Annotated in this window: 10 protein-coding genes; 1 reads left to right on the top strand and 9 read right to left on the bottom strand. The window is 63.3% G+C overall.

The features are described from left to right. Positions 1-119 precede the first annotated feature (119 nt). The 9 genes from PFZ56_RS26495 to PFZ56_RS26455 all read right to left on the bottom strand — a co-directional run bounded on the left by PFZ56_RS26495 (position 120) and on the right by PFZ56_RS26455 (position 14330). Positions 120-1844, bottom strand: coding sequence for a response regulator (locus PFZ56_RS26495; RefSeq protein ID WP_170002742.1), 1725 nt, complete (start codon positions 1842-1844; stop codon positions 120-122). A 43-nt stretch (positions 1845-1887) separates the two neighbouring features. Next, positions 1888-2514, bottom strand: a complete 627-nt coding sequence (locus PFZ56_RS26490; protein ID WP_102860916.1) for a response regulator transcription factor — start codon at positions 2512-2514, stop codon at positions 1888-1890. A gap of 250 nt (positions 2515-2764) precedes the next feature. Further along, positions 2765-7723, bottom strand: a complete 4959-nt coding sequence (locus tag PFZ56_RS26485; protein WP_394304519.1) for a hemagglutinin repeat-containing protein — start codon at positions 7721-7723, stop codon at positions 2765-2767. Positions 7724-7824: 101 nt separating this feature from the next. Beyond that, positions 7825-9549 (bottom strand): ShlB/FhaC/HecB family hemolysin secretion/activation protein, encoded by a 1725-nt coding sequence (locus tag PFZ56_RS26480; RefSeq protein ID WP_110653138.1) that lies wholly within the window; start codon positions 9547-9549, stop codon positions 7825-7827. Positions 9550-10314: 765 nt separating this feature from the next. Further along, on the bottom strand, positions 10315-11646 hold the full coding sequence (locus tag PFZ56_RS26475) for a deoxyguanosinetriphosphate triphosphohydrolase (RefSeq protein WP_102860919.1): 1332 nt from the start codon (positions 11644-11646) through the stop codon (positions 10315-10317). A gap of 265 nt (positions 11647-11911) precedes the next feature. Then, positions 11912-13075 carry an EAL domain-containing protein gene (locus PFZ56_RS26470; protein ID WP_102880423.1) on the bottom strand — a complete coding sequence of 388 codons (1164 nt, stop codon included), beginning with the start codon at positions 13073-13075 and terminating at the stop codon, positions 11912-11914. Positions 13076-13286: 211 nt separating this feature from the next. Then, entirely contained in the window at positions 13287-13628 is a 342-nt protein-coding gene (locus tag PFZ56_RS26465) for a hypothetical protein (protein ID WP_102860921.1), read from the bottom strand. Then, entirely contained in the window at positions 13625-14014 is a 390-nt protein-coding gene (locus PFZ56_RS26460) for a phage holin family protein (protein ID WP_102860922.1), read from the bottom strand. Before PFZ56_RS26460 ends, PFZ56_RS26465 begins: the two co-directional genes overlap by 4 nt. A gap of 1 nt (position 14015) precedes the next feature. Further along, a complete protein-coding gene (locus tag PFZ56_RS26455; RefSeq protein ID WP_011062506.1) occupies positions 14016-14330 on the bottom strand; it encodes a YqjD family protein in 315 nt (104 codons plus the stop codon). Positions 14331-14662: 332 nt separating this feature from the next. On the opposite strand from PFZ56_RS26455, the gene PFZ56_RS26450 reads away from it, so the two are divergent. Then, complete coding sequence (locus PFZ56_RS26450) at positions 14663-15871, top strand: ammonium transporter (protein WP_170002736.1); 1209 nt, start codon at positions 14663-14665, stop codon at positions 15869-15871.

Genomic DNA, 15871 nt, shown 5'->3' with positions numbered 1-15871 from the left:
CTGCCTTGGCTTTGTCTGGGGATTGAGGATGTCGGGAAGTCCATGGGCACGGACCCCATAGAGTTGGACTACTGCGCTGAAATACTGGCCTTTTGATATATGCCTGGCAAGAGGCTTGATCATCGGTGATCAGCAAGGTTCCAAGAAGCCTCCGGGGCCACGGCGGGGCAGGTGGCAGCCGGTGTCCGTTGCCGGTGCTGGTCCAGATGCTGCAGCAGGGATTGGGTAAAGCGCAGCAGGGCCCGGTCCAGGGCGTTGCTTGCGGCGCTACAGGCCTCGATCCCGGCATTGTCCTGGCAGACCCGCTCCAGGGCTTCGCAACAGGCCAGTAAAGAGGTAGCGCCGAGCATTTTCGCCGAGCCCTTGATCTTGTGTGCTAAGGCTGCCAACGCTTGGGAGTCGCCGGCCGGAATCAGTCCCAGGGCGAGGCGGTCCTCGCGACAGCACTGCAGGAGCGTCTTGAGCATGCGCAGGGCAAGCAGTGGCTGGTTGCGGGTCAGGGTGCGCAGGGTCGATATGCTGAAACTGTCCGCCCTGGGCAGCGCCTTGAGTGTCTCCAGTGTCTGGCTCAGCAGGTTCAGATCCAGGGGTTTGAGCAGGCAGTCGTGCATGCCGGCATTCATGCAGCGCTGGATCGTCTGGGTACCGTCGCTGGCGCTGCAACCGAGGAGTGTCACCGGCGGCCGTTGCTGCAGCGCTTCATGTCGGCGGATGGTCTCGGCCAGTTGATAGCCGTTCATCAAGGGCATGTTGCAATCGACGATCAGCAAGTCGAAATCGCCTTCTTGCCATTGCTCGTAGGCCTGCACTCCATCCCCCACGCAGGTGACCCGGTGCCCGAGGTACTCCAGTTGTTCCTGCAGCAGTGTCAGGCTGGCGTGGTGGTCGTCCGCCAGCAGGATGTCCAGAGGCAGGCGGTTGGCCTGGGGTACAGGGGCCGGACTGGCCCGGGCTGCCCCCTCCCGCCCGGCCAGTGGCAACTCCACCCGGACTTCGCTGCCGGGGCCGCGGCGCCCGTGCAGGCTCAGCTTGCCCCCCATCTGCTGGCACAGCTGATGGCTGATGGGCAGCCCGAGCCCGGTACTGTCCCGTGGCGACTGGCTGTGCGGGTCAACCTGGGCAAAGGGTTGCAGCAGCCGTTGCCGCTCCTCCCGGGGAATGCCTATGCCGGTGTCCAGCACCTGCAGTAGCAGCTTGTAGTGCCCCTCATGCATCGTAAGTTGCAGTTGCAATCTGACCAGGACCGCACCCTGGTGGGTGAACTTGATTGCATTGCTCAGCAGATTTGCCAGCACCTGCTTGAAACGTAGGGTGTCGATCAGCACCAGGGGCTCTGGCTCAGGGGCCTTGAACTCAAGGCTGAGGTCCAGGTTCTTCTGCCGGGCCAACGCCTGGAACACCCCCATCACCCCATCGACGCTGCCCCGCAGGCTGCTCCAAGTCGGGTTCAGTTGCAGGTGGCCGGATTCAAGCCGGCTGATGTCCAGCAGGTCTCCGAGCAACTCGCGCAAATCCCTGGCGGCGCCCAGGGCCAGTTCCAGGGAGGCGTGGTTTTGTGGATGGTCCCTGGTTCGTTGCAGGATCAGTTCCAGCAGGCCGATGAAGGCGTTCAGCGGAGTACGGATTTCATGGCTCATGCAGCCCAGGAACTGGATTTTGCACCGGTTGGCTTCTTCGGCTTGGCGCTTGCCGGTTTCCAGTGCCGCCACTGATTGTTCCAGTCTCCCGGATTGCTGCCGAAGACTGTGCCGTTGTCGGTAGAGTCGGGCCTGGTTCAGCCATGACGCCAGCAGCAGGACCAGCAGCGTGATAACGCCGGATGGCGAGAGCAGGACCTCGATCATCGCCGCGGCGCTCGACGGGGCCAGGGCAAGAGGAGCTGGCGCTTCATATCAGTTCATTGCGCTTGGCCATGTCCACCAGTTCATTCATGGAGGTGGTGGCGAGTTTTTGCATGATGCGCTTCTTGTAAGTACTGACAGTCTTGTTGCTGAGAAACATGCCCGTGGCAATTTCCTTATTGGTTTGGCCCATTGCAAAAAGCTTCAGAACCATTAACTCCCGATCATTCAGCGAGTTGAATTGCGCCAACTCCAAAGTTTCACCAAGAGCACTTCGATCAACTTGCAGCGCCTGGCTGGGAAAGTAGTTGTAGCCACTGCAGATGGCCTTGATGGCGCTGAGCAATTCACTCAGGTCTTCCTGTTTGCAGACATAGCCGCTGGCCCCGGCGCGCATGCAGCGATTGGCGAACAAGGCCGCCGACTGAGCGGTGAGGACCAGGATTCGCAAGGGCCTGGGCATGTTGCTCAAGCGTTCCAGCAGCTCCAGTCCGTCGAGTTTTGGGATGCAGATATCGAGTATGACCAGGTCCGGTTCGCCTTCACGAACCATTTGCAAGGCATCGACTCCATTATCGGTTTCCCCGAAGACTCTATAACCCTCGTGTTCCAGCAGAATACGAATGGCCATGCGTATGACAGGGTGATCATCAACGATAAGTACTGTGCCCATACTGGTCTCCTACCGATAAATGGAAGTTCGAACAGTAGCCCAGCTGATGGAATGGAAGTAGCTGTGAAAGTGTGGAAAAACCCAATCTAAGACGGGTCCTACAGCGAATAAGGGGAGGTATTACAGCCAGTTGGCACAGAAGGGAAGTTAAAGCGGGATTGACCTGCATCGGGCTGCCGGGTACGGCGGTAAAAAGTCGGCTGACGAATGCCATCGCAGGCCGCCCCCCGGGAGGAGGGCGGCCTGAGCCTCATGGTGTTTTCTTATCGATACCGGCTTGCAGCAGCTGGCTGTCACTGTGGGCGCCGACACGCAGCGGGCCGAGGTTGAACAACTGGTCCTTCTGGGTGGCGTCATCCTGTTTGCGGGTCAATTCGGCCACGCTGCCGGTGGCAATGTTGACCGGTGACTTGGACAGGTTGGCGCCGACGTCCACGCGCAGTTCCGAGCCGGCCAGGTCGGTTCTGTTGACCTTGGATCCACCCAGCTCGACGCGGCCCTCGCTGGCCCCGATGCGTGCACCGGTAAGATTGGTTTCACCGCCGACCCGCAGGTTGACGCCCTGCTGGGTACTGATCCCCGAGGCCTGTTCCACGCGGTTCTTGCTCTCGTGGCTGACGTTCAGGTTCAAGGTCGGGGTATAGGAGGTCTTACCGCTCTTGTCGCCAAACAGCACGCCTTCAGCGGTATTGGCCACTTTGCTGCCGGCGGTGTTCTTCTCGCTGACCGAATAGCTGTCGCTGGTTTTTGGCCAGAAGCGCTCTTTCAGGCTGGAGAGACGATTGCCCACGGCGTCGGCCTTGTCGGCCAGGTAGTTCTTGGCCTTGTCCACGCCGTTGCCAATGGCGCCGCGTGGTTCAGGGTTGACGTCGTAGCTGCCGCTGCGGCTGAGTTTCTCCCCCAGGCGTTCCTTGGCTTCGCTGGCCTTGGCGACCACGCTGTCCTTGGCCGAGCTGACCTTTTCCACCCCTTTGTCGACGGCGTTTTCCAGCTTCTCGCGGTGTTTGTCGAAACCTTTCTCGGCCTTGGCCTTCAGGTCGTCCTTGAGCGGACCGGCCGGCTTGGCCAGCTTGTCCACCAGCCCTGGCTGGTTCTTCGCCACTTCCAGCTTGGCGTCGATATTGACCTGGGTGTTACGCAGCCGGTCCTGACGGCTTTCGATGTTGAGGTCGCCACCTATGGCCCCGTCGAGCCGTTGCGCGTCGATGTTGGCGCCGGCCAGATGCACGTTACCGGCACTGTTGAGGGTCACCTGATCGGCCTTGATCAGGCTGTTGTGCTGAGTCGTGTTCTGGCGCTGATCGACGTCGATCTTGACCCGGGCATTGATCCCACGATCGACTTTCGGCGTGTCGTGCTCACTGGCGTCGGCCAGGGTGGTCTTGCCCATGCTGCCACCGGCGCCCAGGGTCAGGCCCCAGTTGTTGTGGGCCTGGGTGGATTGCGCCGACTCCTGGTAGATGCCGCCCTGGGCCGCATCCAGCACCACCTTGGCGGCGTCGATGCGCGTGCCCTGCAGGTGAATGGCGCTGTCGCCCTCGGCTGCGCTGCCCAGTCGCACCTGGCCCTGGCTGTAGAGCTGGGCGCCGCGCTGGCTCTGGTCGTTTTCATTGACCCGGCCGATGTTGAAGTTGGCGCTGAGGTTGACGCTCTTGCCGCTGCTTTGCTCGCTGCTGGTCTTGCTGCCACCGGCCGTGAGGCCGCCACCGAGGTTGCTGCCCTGGCTGTGGTGGGTGTCCACCGCGGCTTGCAGGTCGAGCTTGCCGCCGGCGTCCAGGGTGATGTCGCCGGCCGGCCGCGCGGCGTTGCCGATCTGTGTGCCTTGCAGCGTCAGGTCGCTTGCACTCTTGAGGTTGACCGGCCCCTGGCCCTGGATGCTGGCAACCCGCGCCTGGCTGTCCTGCTGCTCGAGGCTCTTGTGATCCAGTTGCAAGCCGGCGCCGACGTTGAGGTTGGTGCCGCTGCTACCCGGAGTGGTGCCCAGGGTCAGGGAGGCATCGCCGCGCAGGCTGGAGTTGCTGCTGCTCTGGCGGTCATTGGCCTGATTGAGTGCCAGCTTGCCGTCGGTCTTGATGTTGACGCCGCCCAGACCGCCATTGAACTGGCTGCCTTCGAAGCTGGCATCGCCACCGACCTTGATGTCCACGCCCTGGCTGCCGGCGTAGCTGCCGACCTGGGCCTTCTCGGAGCTGCTGGTGACGTTGCTGCTGCCACCGGCACCGCTGCCACGGATGTTCAGGTCTTCACCGGTGTTGGTGTAGACCCGTACGCCGGCCTTGGCGTCCACGGCCTGTTCGCTGCTGCTGTGGGTATCGCTGGCGGCACTGGCCACCAGGCTGCCGGCGCTGATCTGCACGGCGCCGTCGGTGGCGCGGTACTGGGTGCCCTGGTCCTTGAGTTGCCCATCGGCCTTGACCGCGACCTGGGCGCCGCTCAGCTGGCTGACCACGGCGGTGCTGGCGTTTTCGCTGCGTTGGCGGTTCTGGTGGCTGACATCCACATCGAGCCCGACATTGGGCTGTTCCAGGGCATCGAGTACCCCAGGCTGGTGGAACTTACGCTGGGCCACGCCCTGGATGGCTTTTTCGATGGGGCGGGTGACGCCCTTGTATTCGACGTTGGCGCCGACATCCACCGCCCAGTTGTTCTCCTTGTGGCTGCTGCTTTCGTGGTTGTGCGCGGCCTGGTTGTCGATCTCGGCTGCATTGACCTGCAATGCACCGCCGGCCTTGACCTGGGCGCCTTCGGTGGTGAGGCGGTTGCCGGCATTGATGGTCAGGTTGCCGCTGGCAGCGATGTTGCTGGTCTGGGCAGTGCTCTTGCTGCTGCTGTCCTGGCTGCTGGTGTGGGCCACTTCCAGGCCATTGCCGGCGCGGTCCAGGCCGCCGGTGTAGTAGAAGCCGCCACCGGTGGTGGTGCTGTCGCTGTGCTTCTCGGTTTTGTTGTCCGCAGCCAGCAACTGCACATTCTTGCCGCTCAGGCTGGCATCGCCGGCCGTGGCCGCAAGGTCGCTGCCTTGCACCTTGAGGTCCTCGCCGGCAGTGACCGCCAGGGTGCCGCCAGTGAGGCTGGAGGCCTGTTGCCGGGTGCTGTCGCTGCTGTCGTTGCGCTGCTCATCCTGATAACGCACCCCGGCCCGGTACTGGCCGGTGCCCGGGGCGTTTTCCTTGGCGTAGGCGTCGAAGCCGCGCTTCTGGGTGCTGCTGCTGTCGTGTTGGGTGTCTGCGGCGGCCGCGACCTTGATCGTGCCCTTGGCGCTGGCGTCCAGTGCTCCCGCAGCGGCCACCTGGGAACCGCTGATGGTCAGGTCCTCGGCACTTTGCAACTTGAGGTTGCTGTCCGAGCGCACCTGGCTGCTGACGGTGGTGCTGTCCTTGTGCTGCTGACGGCTCTCATCCTTGGTGATGCCGAAGAACTTGCTGTCCTTGCTGTGGCTGTTGCGGTGGGAGGTGTCCTGCACGCCGTCGATGGTCAATGAACCCTTGTCGCTGATAACGCTGGCCTGGGTGCCGCCCCGGGCCTGGCTGCCGCTGATGCGTACGCTGTCGGCGCGCACGATCAGCTTGCCGTCGGCGATGACCTTGCTGCCCTGGTTCTCGGTCTTGCCCTGGTCCCCGTCGGCGTTCTTGCCGAAGAAACCACCGCCCACCAGGTCACCGGAGTAATGCTGGTTGCTTTGGCTTTGCCGGCGGCTGGCGCTGTTGATGTCGACGTCCTTGGCGGCCAGTTGGATGTCGCCCTGGCTGTGCAGTTCGGCGCCCTCAAGGCGCAGATTCTGCTGGCTGTCGAGTTGCAGTTGCTTGCCGCTCTTGAGCTGGCTGGTGACGCTGCGTTGCTGGCTGCTGGCGTTGTCCCAGTTTTCCTTCCACAGGTGCTTGCGGTGCTTGCCCTGGTCGCGCTGGGTCTGGGTTTCGGTGGCGGCAGTCAGTTGTAGGTCGCCGCCGCTGCGGGCGCTGAGGTTATGACCGGCTTCGACGCTGCTGCCCTGGATCTGGGTATTGGCGCCGGATTTCAGCTCGGCGTCATGCTGGGCCAGCACCTTGTTACCGTGCTGGCGTGTTTCGCTATCGGTCTGGGTAGCGTCGTAGGTCTCCCAGGTGATGCCGATGGTGCTCTTGTCCCACTGTTGGCGTTTTTCCTGGAGCTTGCGGCTTTCGATACTGCTCAGGGTCAGGTTGCGCCCGGCATCGAGCTTGACGTTGCGGCCGCTGACGTCGGTGGCGGCCAGGGTCAGGTCCTTGGCACCGTGGAGTTCGATATCACCCTGGCTGCGAACACCGGCGCGCGTGGCGTCGAGGCTGTTGGCCACGGCCTCGCCGCGGATGTCCAGATCACCGGCGGAGCTCAGCTTGACCCCGTCGCGGCCATCCACCTGGACGGCGCCCACCCGGACTCCGGCACCTTCAGCGGTGCTGACGATGTTGATCCGCCCGGCCTGCATGGCGCCGAACAGGCTGGCATCGATGCGCTGGTCCTGGGTGTGGCTGGTCGGGTCGACCTTCAGCACCTTGCCGCTGGGGTAGTCGAGCTGATTGCGGCCCACGGTCACGTTCAACTGGTCCCGGGCGGCGAGGCTGCCTTTGCTGTCGATGCGTGGGGCGATCAGGTTGATCGAGCCTTCGGCATTGCGCAGACCGCCGCCGTGGATATCCAACTGGCCCCTAGCGTCCTGGGTGTTGAGCCCCTGCAGCTTGCCGTCCTGGAGTTCCGGGCGACCCACCACCAGGCTGGCATTGGGGGTGTTGATGAAGCTGCCGCCATTGACCGAGATGCCGTTGGGGTTGGCCAGCACGAAGTCGGCGGCGCGGCCGAAGATTTCCTGGGCGCCATTGAGTTGCGAGGCGTTGCGGCTGATCACCTCGTTGAGGATCACGCTGGCCGCCTGGCCCTGGAGTTGCGCGTTGGCCGCCAGTTGTCCGGCCAGTTGCGACTGCCCGGCCTGCAGGGCGTTGTTCAAGACCACGCCTTGTTGCCCGACGTTGTAGTCCAGGAACTGGTTGTGGGACAGGCCGCCGGCATTGGGCGCGACGATGTTGACGATGGGTACGCCGCCCTGGTTTTGCAGTTGCGGGGTGCCGCCGGGGCCTTCGACCACGGTGATTCCGCCGGCCAGGGCCAGGGGCAGATGGGACACCAGCAGCAGGCCGGCGATGGTCCAGCGCAATGTGCCTTGGGGTGAAAGGTTGAATCTATGAGTGTTGTCAGGCATGAGAACCTCGTGCTGAGTGGGTGAGCCGGGCGTTGCTTTCTTGGGTGCAACGGCGCGTTGTGCTCAGGTTCATCGGGTGTTTCAGGCTAATCGGCGGTTGATCAAATCTGCAGGCTGAACCTGGCCAGCCAGACTTCCGGTTCCGTGCGAAAGCCCTCTGGGTTGCTGAGGCTGCGTTGGTAATCCAAGTCGACCTGGAGGTTTTTCCAGGCCAGGTTGAGGCCCAGGCTGGCACCGCCGAGATGGCGGCTCTGGGCGCCGTGCTCGGCCTTGATCCAGCCGTTGTCCAGGCCCAGGCGTGGGGTGATCTTGACCGGCAGGTCGCTGTTGAGCGGCAGACGCAGCGTGTTGCGCCACACCGCGCCGATGGCGCCGGAGGCACTGTTGACGCGGTAGCCGCGCACGGCCGAGTCATCGGTGCCCAGCAGTTGTTCGATGGCCGGCAGCGGGTCCGGGCTGTATTGGGCCGAGAGTTGGCTCTGCCACTGCCAGCGCTGGTTGCCCCACTGGCCGTTGCGCCACTGGCTGAGGCCGGCGCGGTACTTGCGGAACTGCGCCTGGGGCAGGTTGCGTTGCACCTGCTGCGAGTCACGGTCGGCGCCGAACCAGGTCAGGCCCTGGGCGTAATTGACATCCAGGTTCCATACCGCGCTGTTGAGCCAGAACAGGTTGAGCCCGGCCTCGGCCACGGTCAGGGTCGGGCTCTGGATCTGCAGGTGGGCCTTTTGCAGGTAGCTGTCCACGTCCTTGTAGGCCAGTTGCAGGTTGGCGCTGAGCTGGTGGCTCTGGTCGCGCCACAGCACCCGGTCGGCGCGGCCGCTGACCATGTCGGTGCGGCCGCTGTTGTACAGGGTGGTGCGGGCCAGCTTCAGCGGGGCGCGGTATTCGGCGTGGCTGGCGAACAGGCTGTAGGTCCAGTAACCGTAGGGCACCGAGTAGAACAGGCTGCTGCTGCGGCTGTAGCGCGGGCCGTGGTTGAGGGTGTCGCTGTAGTTTAGGTTCAGCGCGTCGTTGATCTGCAACGGGCTGTCGAGATTGAGGTTGATCGACTGCCGGTCGCGGCCGGTGCCGGCGCTGCCGAGGTTATCCACACCCAGCCCGAGGCCCCAACGGGCGGCGCTGCTGCGCGAACGCAGGATGATTCGCGAGGCGCCGGGCTGGCTGCCCGGGGCGATGTCGGCGGTCAGGTCCAGGGAGCGCAGGCGGTTCAGTTGATCCAGGCCCTGCTCCAGGTCCCGCAGGTTCAGGGGCTTGCCGAGCATGCCCGGGAAAGCACCGCCCAAGGACACTGGCAGGCTCTGGTCGGCCAGTTCGATGGCTTCGACGTAGCCTTCTTCCACCAGGATATCCAGGCTGTGCCCGGCGGCCGGAGTGCTGGCCAGGTAGGGGCGGCTGGCGATGTAGCCGGCCTCGACGTAGAGACGGGTGATGGCGGCCAGCAGCTGGTTGATCTGGTTGACCCCCATGCACGGCGCCACGTACGGCTTGATGGCGTCATTGAGCCGGGTTTTGCTGAACAGGCTGACGCCGCCGATGCGGGTGCCGCTTAATGGCCAGCAGCGGCTGTCGCTGGCTGTCTGCTCCGGCAGGTTGGGCGTGGCCGGGGTGCTGCTGAAGCTGCCGCGCTGCATCTGCCGCTGGCGCTGCTCCAGTTGCAACTGTTGCAGGTCCCGTTGCTGTTGCTGCTGCAGGCGCAGGGCTTCCTGACCCGGTTGCAGATCGTCGGCCAAGGCCGGGGCCAGGCAACTCAGACCCAGTACCAGTCCCAGGCACCAGCTGCCGGAGTGGGCAAGAAGGGAGCGGTCGGTGCGTGATGAATAGGGCACTTGGCATCCTTACTGTAAAAAGACCAAGTGACGAACAACAGAAAAGCCGATCGTTGAGGCTCAACTAGTGACGTCGCTTTAAGTTCTGCACGATGAATATGAGGTGCCGTCGATTGCTATATCGGGGGCCTATGTTCAAGTGCTCGCGAGTGACAATTCCTGAGTGAGAGCCGGGTGCTTCAATCTAAAATCAGGTATGACAAAAGGGTTGAGTGAGTTGCAGTGCAAACGTTACAGCGCAGTGTGAAATTAATTTTTCCGAGGGCGGTCAGCGGGGAAATATCTTGTTGAAATCGAGACTATCCGAAACTAAAAACTCGATTTGTACGTAAATTGTAAATGCATAGAAGGCTAACAAAAATTCCTGGCGGCCTTGATTGGCAAGGGGTTCAGGGAATTCGTGAGAATCTGCAAAGGTAGGATGTTTGGTTGAATCAAGAACAGGTGTTCGAATTTGTGAAAGCAGCGCAATATCTGCGCCCCGCACACCAAGTGTTTACGGCTAGTTGCTCTTTCTACCTGAGTAGTTGCTCTAGTCGTGTTGTTCGTTAATTGAAGTCATGTTGGTCGGGGAATGCCTTAGAGTCGGACTCTTGAATGAAATGCCCGTAGCGCCGAGTGTTTTTCCCCTTGTACTGGCGTATATCCGGAGTTTGTCGGCTGCTGTTGCGGCGGCCTGGCTAGGGGAATCCCTTAGTTGTCGATTGGATGTTGCAGGTCATATCAAGTGCCTGGCGCAGCGGCCAGGCACTTGATGAGCGAGGGTCATTGCGGACTTGAGCGTCCGGTCATTTCCCGGGCCATTTCACTGGCGTAGCTGTCGGTCATGCCGGCGATGAAATCGATCATGCGCAGGAACGAGGTATGCAGCGGCCAGTTCGGGTCCGGCGCGTTATTGCCCAGCAGATCGAGAATCCGCCGGTTCTTGAACGACGGGGTCTTGCCGCCGTGCTGCTCCAATGCCGCGCCGCAAAACGAGTTCAGGAGAATTTCCAGGGTGGTGTAGGCGCCGATCTCGTGCAGGGTCTTGCGCTTGTCCTGGAAGATCTTGCGCCGCGCCACGTCCTTGGCATTGAGCACGCAACGCTTGGCCGGGCCATGCATGTGCTCCACCAGATCGCCGTGCAGGGTGCCGGCCAGCAGTGCGTCCTGCTGTTCGACAAAGGCCCGGGCGGCGGCGTTGGTCAGGTGCTCAATGGCCTTGCCCCGCAGGATCGCCAGGCGGCGCCGGCGCGAATCCCCCGGGCCCAGCTGGCGATAGGTTTCCGGCAGGTCGTCGCCCACCAGCCCCAACAGCAGGGACTCGACTTCGGCGTACTCCAAAAGGTCCATCTCCAGGCCGTCTTCCAGGTCGATCAGGGCGTAGCAGATGTCGTCCGCCGCTTCCATCAGATACACCAGCGGATGCCGGGCCCAGCGCTGTTCCTCCAACTGCGGCAGGCCCAGCTTGTGGGCGATCTGTTCCAGCAGCGGCAATTCGCTCTGGTAGCAGCCGAACTTGTGCTTCTTGTAGCCCAGGGAATCGGCGTGGCGCGCGGTCCAGGGGTACTTGAGGTAGGTGCCGAGGGTGGCGTAGGTCAGCCGGGTGCCGCCATCGAACTGGTGATATTCAAGCTGGGTCAGGACCCGGAAACCCTGGGCATTGCCTTCGAAATTGAGGAAGTCCTGGCGTTCGGCCTCGCTCATCGCGTCCAGCCAGCCACGCCCGGCGGCCTGCTGGAACCAGTGGCGGATGGCGTCTTCGCCAGAATGGCCGAAGGGCGGGTTGCCGATGTCGTGAGCCAGGCAGGCCGACTGCACGATCATCCCCAGGTCGCTGGGGTCGCACCAGTCGGGCAGGGCGCCGCGCAGGGTCTCGCCGACGCGCATGCCCAGGGAGCGACCGACGCAACTGACTTCCAGGGAGTGGGTCAGGCGAGTGTGGATATGGTCGTTGCTGGACACCGGGTGCACCTGGGTCTTGCGCCCCAGGCGGCGGAAGGCGCCGGAGAAGATGATGCGGTCATGGTCTTTATGGAAAGGGCTACGGCCGAGTTCTTCCGGGCTGTGCACTGGCTTTCCGAGGCGTTCGCGGTTGAGCAGGGTCTGCCAATCCAAGGCGGGGTCTCTCCGAAAAAAAACTGAAGGGCAGAGCTTCCGGGTTCCTGGGCGTGGCCGCAAGAGGCGCATGGTCTGCGCTGGTGCATCTATAGGGCCGACGCCTTCGCTGGCAAGCCAGCTCCTACGCGGAAATGGCGTGGCCTGCGCCCCACCTTTAAGAGCCGGCTTGCCGGCGAAAGGGCCCGCAGCCCGTGCACCCATCGTGTCGCCGCGCTCGCCGCGCTCGCCGCGCTCGCTGCGCTCGCCGGCAAACGGGACGGGGCTACAGGCCGGCGGCGTCGATATCGATCAGCAGCAGGCGCTGGCCGTTGTCGAAGAACTGGCCGGCAGTCAGGCAGTACTGGTTGCTGGTGGCGTCGCGGTAGGTGTTGGACAGGGTCAGGCGGCGCTCCTCCCAGCCTTCGGCCAGCAGGTGATAGAAGTACGGGCGCCAGGACCAGTTGTGGCCCACATAGCTGCTGTCGGCCTGCCAGCGGTTATGGCGCCATTCCAGGTTGGGCGTCAGTTGTGTGCCGTGGCGGTCGCACTGGTAGAAACGCAGCAGCCAGGGAAAGGCCTCCACGGCGGGCAGCTGGCTGATGGGAGCCTGAGCCTGGGCCCAGGCCTGCAACAGATTCATCAGCTCTGCCAGTTGCAGGCGCATGCGCATCAGGCGGTTGCGTTCGGCCAGCTTGTGCCGCACATAGCGCTCGCGCAGGCGGGCGAAGGGCTGGACGAAGGCATCGCTGGCGAACAGCTGTTCCTCGGCCCGGGCAAACAGGAAGCCCTGTACGTAACGCGAGCCGCACTCCAGGGCGAAATCCAGTTCGGCCTCGGTTTCCACCCCTTCGGCGATGATCCAGCAGCCGGTTTTTTCCGCCATTTGTGCCAGGGCCTTGACCACATCGCTGCTGGGCCCGCCCCGGGCTGCGGCCTGGAACAGGCGCATGTCGAGCTTGAGGATGTCCGGTTGCAGCGCCAGCACCCGGTCCAGTTGCGAGTAGCCGGCGCCGAAATCGTCGATGGCGATTCGCGCCCCCGCCTGGCGATAGCGCGCCACCACCTCGGTCAGGCGCTGGCTGTTGCCCCCCAGCTCGGTGATCTCGAAGACGATGCGCCGCGGATCGACCTCGTTTTGCTGCAACTGCTTGAGGCTGGGCAGCGGCTGTCCTGGCCGCAATCGACTGATCCAGCGTGGGGAAATGTTCAGGCTCAGGAACCAGTCCGCCGGGGCTTCGTGCAGGCGGCGCAAGGCATCGTCGCGGACCAGGCGATCAAGACGGCGCAAGGCGCTGGAAGGGGTGCGGGGATCGGCGAACAGCGGCCCCACCGACGCCAGTTGCCCATTGCCCTGGCGCAGGCGGCCCAGAGCTTCGACTCCGGCAATGCGCCCGGTAGCGGTATCGATGAATGGCTGGAAGCAGGCGAGCGGTTGCCCGTCGATCACAGGGCCTCCTTATAGAGTCTTGTTGGTAGGGGGGCTGTGGCTGTCGGGTAGACAGACAGGCGTCCAGGCTGGGTGAACATTGCCGCGTTCAGCAATACGGCGTTTTCACCCACCCTGGGTCGACCCCTTGGTAAAGGGGCCGATCCGGGTTGCTTAGCAAGAATGCAGCCAGATCAGCCGTTGCCTGTTGCAGGCGCTTGCCGATGCTCGCTCAGGGTTTGCGCGAGGCGCCTTGCAGCGCCAGTCTGATCAGTGGCAACAGGCTAGTGCCCAGGCGTATCAGGCGGGTGAGGCTGCTGGTGCCGCCGCTCTTGGCACCCTTGCCGGTGATGAACCCCAGCAGGGTCACCGCCGCCACGCCCCAGAGTGGGGCGTGCTTGATGCCAAAGCCTTCCTGCCAGCTTTGCCCAAGGCCGCGAACCCGTTGCAGGGGTTGCAGCAATTGCTGGGACTCGTGACGGATTTCCTGGCGGTGCATTTCCATGCGCAGGCGGATCAGTACCTTGCGCATTTCCCGGCGTGAGGTGTTCTGCGGAATGTCCGGCAACTTCATGGCAGCAGGCGCTCCCGATCATTGGCCAGCTCTTCGAGCGTGGCGTGGAAGGGCGAAGATTCATCAAAGATCGCCGACTTCAGGCGCAGGCCGCAGAACACTGCCGCCAGGGTATAGAACACGCACAGGCCGATGATCCCGGCCAGGCGATAGCTGTCCCACAGCAGGATCAGCACCAGCGCCGATAACCCCACCAGCAACAGCAGGGCAAACACCAGGGCCAGGCCGGCGAACAGCAGCAGGCTGACGGTGCGGGCTTTCTGTTCCTGTAACTCGATGCCGAACAATTCGACGTGGCTGTGCAACAGGCCCAGGACAGCGGCCCCCAGGCGCCGCGAGGACGCGCTTGGACCGCTGCCGGACGAAGTGGATTCGCCGATAGCCATATCAGCGCCGCGTCGCCAGCAGGCCGATGAGAAAGCCGACGCCGGCAGCAATCCCGACGGACTGCCAAGGGTTGCTCTGTACATAGTCTTCAGCAGCCGTGACTGCAGCCTGGCCACGCTGGCGCAGGGAGTCCTCGGTCAGTTGCAGGGTTTCCCGGGCCTTGAGCAGGCTGTCGTGGATCTGCTCGCGCAGTTCATCGGCCTGGTCGCCGGCCAGGGTCGCGGTGTGTTCCAGCAGACGCTCCGTGTCACTGACCAGTGCCTGAAAATCCGCCATCAGTACTTCTTGAGCCGTCTTCGCCGTTTTGCTGGCCATGGTTGTTTCTCCGTTGATTGCGTGTGTGAGCTATGAGTGTGAGCCCCGAGTGAAGGTTCACTGTAATTGTCTGGTACAGCTTTTGCTTTGTCCTGGTGCGCAAGGCGTGAGGCTTGCGCCGAAAACGAGCAAGGGTGGCGCTGCAGCCCGCGTAAACCCTGGCCAAAAAATCACAACCTCAGGTCAATCTCCTTCCCGTGGTTTCGCGTGCGGCCCCTGGCGCGCCAAAACGGTTCACCGATTACGCGTGATGGCGTGTCCCGGAGCCAATTTGGTGCAAGGCCGGCCGTGAAGCCGGGGAGATGATGGCCGATTTCGGATCTGCCTACTCCATGGAAAATCTGCAAAGCGCTGTGGACACCCTGGTCCACGGTTCCAACACCCTGTTCATTCTGATCGGGGCGGTCATGGTCCTGGCCATGCACGCCGGTTTTGCCTTCCTCGAAGTGGGCACGGTCCGGCAGAAGAACCAGGTCAATGCCCTGTCGAAAATCCTCAGCGACTTCGCCGTCTCGACCCTGGCCTATTTCTTTATAGGCTATTGGATCTCCTACGGCGTGAGCTTCCTGCAACCGGCGGCGGTGATCAGTGCCGACCACGGCTACGGTCTGGTGAAGTTCTTTTTCCTGCTGACCTTCGCCGCAGCGATTCCGGCGATTATCTCCGGCGGCATCGCCGAGCGTGCGCGTTTTGTACCGCAATTGTGCGCCACGGTGCTGATCGTGGCGTTCGTCTATCCATTCTTCGAGGGGCTGGTGTGGAACGGCAACTTCGGGGTGCAAGCCTGGTTGCAGCAGCGTTTTGGCGCCGGCTTCCATGATTTTGCCGGGTCGGTGGTGGTGCATGCCATGGGCGGCTGGCTGGCGCTGGCGGCGGTGCTGTTGCTGGGGCCGCGCAACGGCCGTTACCGCGACGGCAAGCTGGTGGCGTTCGCGCCGTCGAGCATTCCCTTCCTGGCGTTGGGCTCGTGGATCCTGATTGTCGGCTGGTTCGGCTTCAACGTGATGAGCGCCCAGACCCTGCAAGGGGTGAGCGGGCTGGTGGCGGTGAACTCGCTGATGGCCATGGTCGGCGGCACCGTGGCGGCGTTGATCGTCGGGCGCAACGACCCGGGCTTCCTGCACAACGGGCCGCTGGCCGGGTTGGTGGCGATCTGCGCCGGCTCCGACCTGATGCATCCGGTGGGCGCCTTGGTCACCGGAGCGATGGCCGGGGCCTTGTTCGTCTGGTGCTTCATGGCCGCCCAGAGCCGCTGGAAGATCGACGATGTGCTCGGAGTCTGGCCGCTGCATGGCCTGTGCGGTGTGTGGGGCGGGATTGCCTGCGGGATCTTCGGCCAGAGTGCATTGGGTGGGTTGGGCGGTGTCAGCCTGGCCAGCCAGTTGATTGGCACCGGCCTTGGGGTACTGGTGGCGCTGCTGGGCGGATTCGCCGTGTATGGCCTGATCAAGGCCGTCTGCGGGCTGCGCCTGACCCAGGAGCAGGAGTATTACGGCGCCGACCTGTCGCTGCACAAGATCGGTGCGGTGAGTCAGGACTGA

The sequence above is a fragment of the Pseudomonas danubii genome (assembly GCF_042980055.1).
Lineage (GTDB): Bacteria > Pseudomonadota > Gammaproteobacteria > Pseudomonadales > Pseudomonadaceae > Aquipseudomonas > Aquipseudomonas danubii.
The sequence above is the reverse complement of the archived record's forward strand: the minus strand, read 5'-3'. Positions and strand labels throughout refer to the sequence as shown.

Excerpts from the sequence above, each read along its gene's own strand:
- PFZ56_RS26495 (WP_170002742.1), bottom strand. The coding sequence starts at position 1,844 with ATGATCGAGGTCCTGCTCTCGCCATCCGGCGTTATCACGCTGCTGGTC.
- PFZ56_RS26465 (WP_102860921.1), bottom strand. The coding sequence starts at position 13,628 with ATGAAGTTGCCGGACATTCCGCAGAACACCTCACGCCGGGAAATGCGC.
- PFZ56_RS26455 (WP_011062506.1), bottom strand. The coding sequence starts at position 14,330 with ATGGCCAGCAAAACGGCGAAGACGGCTCAAGAAGTACTGATGGCGGAT.
- PFZ56_RS26450 (WP_170002736.1), top strand. The coding sequence starts at position 14,663 with ATGGAAAATCTGCAAAGCGCTGTGGACACCCTGGTCCACGGTTCCAAC.
- PFZ56_RS26490 (WP_102860916.1), bottom strand. The coding sequence starts at position 2,514 with ATGGGCACAGTACTTATCGTTGATGATCACCCTGTCATACGCATGGCC.
- PFZ56_RS26485 (WP_394304519.1), bottom strand. The coding sequence starts at position 7,723 with ATGCCTGACAACACTCATAGATTCAACCTTTCACCCCAAGGCACATTG.
- PFZ56_RS26460 (WP_102860922.1), bottom strand. The coding sequence starts at position 14,014 with ATGGCTATCGGCGAATCCACTTCGTCCGGCAGCGGTCCAAGCGCGTCC.